The 4,318-nt window shown below is 74.0% G+C and carries 3 protein-coding genes; 2 read left to right on the top strand and 1 reads right to left on the bottom strand.

Annotation, left to right across the window (positions count from 1 at the left end; genetic code table 11):
• The coding region (locus C1I98_RS35985; RefSeq protein WP_111171762.1) for an AMP-binding protein at window positions 1-1,189 on the bottom strand (1,189 nt) is incomplete at its 3' end.
• Window positions 1,190-1,498: 309 nt separating this feature from the next.
• Between C1I98_RS35985 and C1I98_RS35980 the strand changes: the two genes are divergently transcribed.
• Both C1I98_RS35980 and C1I98_RS40925 read left to right on the top strand, forming a co-directional pair.
• On the top strand, window positions 1,499-3,331 hold the full coding sequence (locus C1I98_RS35980) for an AfsR/SARP family transcriptional regulator (RefSeq protein WP_158558327.1): 1,833 nt from the start codon (window positions 1,499-1,501) through the stop codon (window positions 3,329-3,331).
• Between the two features lie 62 nt (window positions 3,332-3,393).
• The coding region (locus tag C1I98_RS40925; RefSeq protein ID WP_158558326.1) for a serine/threonine-protein kinase at window positions 3,394-4,318 on the top strand (925 nt) is incomplete at its 3' end.

Genomic DNA, 4,318 nt, shown 5'->3' with positions numbered 1-4,318 from the left:
CCCCCGGATGGGCGGCCATCTGGCCCTCCACCTCGCCCGGGTCCACCCGGACGCCGCGGATCTTCAGCTCGTGGTCCAGCCGGCCTTCGTGGACGAGCATGCCGCCGGGGGTCGTCGAGACCCGGTCGCCGGTGCGGAAGTACCGCACGGCGTCGCGCTCGACGAACCGCTCGGCGGTCGCCCCGGGCAGGCCGCGATAGCCCAGGGCCAGCGACGGGCCGCCGATCAGTAGCTCGCCGTCCTCCCCGATGTGCTGCCTGACGTGCGGCAACGGGCGCCCGATCGGCACCTTGCCCAGGCTGGGGGCGGTGAGGTCGGCGGCGTGGGTGATCAGTGTGGTTTCGGTACATCCATAGGTGTTGATCAGACGAATGGAGTTGGTGCGGAGTGTCCGCCAGTCCGACAGCCGGGCCGCGCTCACCGCCTCGCCGCCGATGACGACGAGCCGGACCAAGGGGGGCAGCGCGGCCCGCTCGTCCATCAGGTGGCGGACGAGTTCGTGCCAGTACGCGGAGGGGAGGTCGAGCACGGTGACCCGCGCGGCCTTGATCGCGCGCAGCATCCGGGGGAAGGACCCGGAGTGCGCGTCGTCGCAGAAGACCAGCGCCGCGCCCGTGGTGAGCGCGGGCAGGATCTCCTCCAGGCAGGTGTCCCAGTTCAGTGAGGCGAACTGGAGTACGCGGTCGTCCGGGGTGATGCCGAACAGCTCGCGCAGCGCGCCGGTCACCACGCCGATGGCCCGGCGCGGGGTGACCACCGGCTTGGGCGCCCCGGTGGAGCCGGAGGTGAACAGGATGTACGCAGGGTCGTCGCCGGCGACGGCCGCGATTTCGCCGGGCTCGTCGGTGGCGTTGGGGAGGTCCACCTGACGCACGCCGAACGGAAGGGCCGGTCCGGTGCCGAGGGCGGCGGTGCAGCCGCTCGCGGTGATCAGTTCGTGCTGCCTGGCCGGAGGGTGCGAGGGGTCGATGGGCACGTACGTGCCGCCCGCCGCCAGTACTCCGAGCAGCGCGGCCACCGTGGCCGGCGTGCGCGCGGCCGGCACCGCGACCGCCCCCGGGCGGGGCCCGAGCCGCCGGGCCGTCGCACGGACCCACGCGTCCAGCTCGGCATAGGTCAGGACGCCGTCACCGTGTTCCAACGCCGGCCGGCCGGGATGGCGGGCCACCGCCTCGGCGAAGGCCCTCATCACATCGTGCTGCGGATATGACAATGCTGCCTCTTTCCGGAAGGGACGCGGACTGCGGGAAAGGCGATCCGGCGCCGGCCGGAGGCGATTTCTCCCGCCGCGACCCTTCGTATGAACCGTCGAAAAGGTTTGAACTGTCGGATGCGGCCTCAGCGTGCCGGGATACGCTGCACTTCGGCCTGATCCGGTCAGGATTTCGGCTGGACTGCGACTTGTGCCTCTCCTATGACTGCCGGTAATCGCATTCGCAAGGAAGAAGGGAGCGACATGTCGGCACAAGCACAAGCGCCAGGCCAGGGGCCGCGGCTGATGATCGGATTACTCGGTTCGGTGCGGGCCTGGGAGAAAGGCCAGGAGATCGCGCTCGGCCCGCCCCGGCAACGGGCCGCCTTCGCGCTGCTCGCGCTGGACGCGGGCCGGGTCGTCGCGATGGAGCGGCTGATCGACGGTCTGTGGGGGGACCGGGCCCCGGCGGGCGCGCGCAGCCTCGTCCAGGGGTACGTGTCGCGGCTGCGGGTGGCCCTCGCCCGAGCCGGCGTCACGATCGCGTACTCCCCGCAGGGCTACCTGCTCAGCCTCCCCGCCGAGCAGGTCGATATCCACGAATTCCGAATTTCGGTCACCAGGGCGCGGGCCGCCGAGACCGACGAGGCGCGGGCCGCCGGGCTGCGGCACGCGCTGGAGCTGTGGCGGGGCGAGCCGCTGACCGGGGTCTCCGGTGGGGAACTGCTGGACCGGCTGCGCGACTCCCTCGACGAGGAACGGCTGGCGGTCACCGAGGAGTGCCTGAACGCCGAGGTGCGCGCCGGGCACGACGCCACGCTGGTGCCCGAGCTGATCGCGCTGGTCGCCGAGCATCCGTTCCGGGAGCGGCTGGTCGGGCTGCTGATGCTGGCGCTCTGCCGTACCGGGCGGCGGGTGGACGCGCTGGAACGGTACGAGCGCACCCGCCGCAGGCTGGTGGACGAGCTGGGCCTGGACCCTGGACCAGAGCTCCGGCAGTTGCGACAGCGCATCCTGCGCGGGAACGTTCCCGCCGGCCGCTCCCCGACCCTGTACGCGGTCCCCGAGACCGGCCCCGAACCCACGGCGGTGCCCGCGCAGCTCCCGCCCGGCCCCGGCCAGTTCACCGGGCGGGCGCGCGAACTGCGCCTGCTCGACTCGATCGCCGCCGGCGGGGAGGCGGCGTCGGTCGCGGTGGTGACCGGCGGCGGCGGGGTCGGCAAGACCGCGCTGGCCGTCCATTGGGGCCACCGGGTCCGCGCCCGCTTCCCGGACGGTCAGCTCTATGTTGACCTGCACGGATACTCACCGGAACGGCCGCTGCACCCGCTGCGGGCCCTCGGCCGGCTGCTGCGCGCGCTCGGCGTACCGGCCGACCGGGTGCCCGACACCGTCGAGGAGGCCACCGCCGCCTACCGCAGCCTGCTCGCCGACCGGCGGGTCCTGGTGATCCTGGACAACGCCGCCTCCGAGGAGCAGGTCCGCCCGCTGCTGCCCGGCGGCGGGCGCTGCGCCACGGTGATCACCAGCCGGGAGCGCCTGGCCGGGGTGGTCGCCCGCGACGGCGCGGTGCCCGTCCCACTCGGCCTGCTGGCCCCCGACGAGGCGGGCGCGCTGTTCGGCAAGATCCTCGGTCACGAACGACTGTCCGCCGACCGGGACGCCGCCACCGAACTCGCCAGGGCCTGCGGCTACCTGCCGCTGGCGCTGCGCATCGCGGCGGCGGGCATCCTGTCCCGGCCGGGCGCGGACCTGGGCGATCAGGTACGCCGGCTGACCGGCCCACGATTAGCCTCGCTCGCCCTGAACGGAGACCCGCGCGCCGCGGTGCGCGCCGCGTTCGACCTGTCCTACCAGCGGCTGGACCCGCCGTCCCGGAGGCTGTTCCGGCTGCTCGGCCTGGTACCGCGTCCCGCCTTCGCCGCGGGCGAGGCCGCCGCCCTGACCGGTACCGCCCCCGCCGAGACCGAACGCCTGCTCGGCGGGCTCGCCGCCGCCCACCTCATCGAGGAGTACGCGCCCGGCCGCTACACCTTCCACGACCTGATGCGCGAGTACGCCCGCGAACGCGCCCGCGCCGAGGAGACCGAGACCGCGCGCGCCCGCGCCCTGAACGCCCTGAGTGCCCTGGCCCGTTGAATGCCGGGGCGGTCTGTCATGGGTGCGTATGATCGCCGTTGGGCGGGAGCGAGGAGGCGGACGTGGCCGAGCCGTTACGGCCGGGCGATCCGGATCAGGTCGGCGCGCACCGGCTGCTCGGCCGCCTCGGCGGCGGCGGTCAGGGGATCGTCTACCTGGGTGAGGGGCCCGCCGGGCGGGTGGCGGTGAAGGTTCTGCGCGGCGACGGCGCCGACGGCCGGGCCCGCGAGCGGCTGGCCAGGGAGATCGCGGCGGCGCGCAGCGTCGCGCCGTTCTGCGTGGCGCGGATCGTGGACGCCGACCCCCAGGCCGACCCGCCGTACCTGGTCAGCGAGTACGTCGAAGGGCCGTCGCTGGCTCAGGCGGGCGTACGCGCAGGGGCCGACCTCCAGCGCCTCGCGGTGGCCACCGCCACGGCACTGGCGGCCGTCCACCGGGCCGGGGTGGTCCACAGGGACTTCAAGCCGGGCAACGTCCTGCTCGGCCCGGACGGGCCGCGCGTGATCGACTTCGGGATCGCCCGCTCGCTCACCGACCCGACGACCCAGTCCAGCCAGATCCTCGGGACGCCCGGCTTCATGGCCCCGGAGCAGTTCGCGGGGCACAAGGCGGGGCCACCGGCCGACGTGTTCGCCTGGGGCTGTGTGATGTTGTACACGGCCACCGGGCAACCGCCGTTCGGCAGTGACACGATTCCGGCGGTGATGCACCGGATTCTCACCGCCGAGCCGGACGTCTCGGTACTTGAGGAGCCGCTGCGCTCGATTGTCCGCGCGGCCCTGGCCAAGGACCCGGCCGCCCGCCCCACCATGGTCGACGTCTGCCTCCACCTGATGGGCACCCCCACCCCGGAGTCGCCTGCCGGGGCAGGTGCGGAGCGGGGGCGGATCGTGCAGCGGGTGGCGGTCGGCGGCGCGGTGGTGGCCGTCGCGATCATGGTGACCGTCGCGCTCGTCGTACTCCCGCGCGGCGCGACCGCCGTACGCC

Source organism: Spongiactinospora gelatinilytica, assembly GCF_003236385.1.
Lineage (GTDB): Bacteria > Actinomycetota > Actinomycetes > Streptosporangiales > Streptosporangiaceae > Spongiactinospora > Spongiactinospora gelatinilytica.
The sequence above is the reverse complement of the archived record's forward strand: the minus strand, read 5'-3'. Positions and strand labels throughout refer to the sequence as shown.

What these genes read in the sequence shown, in the direction of transcription:
- C1I98_RS35980 (WP_158558327.1), top strand. Translation starts at nt 1,499, where the DNA reads ATGATCGGATTACTCGGTTCGGTGCGGGCCTGGGAGAAAGGCCAGGAG.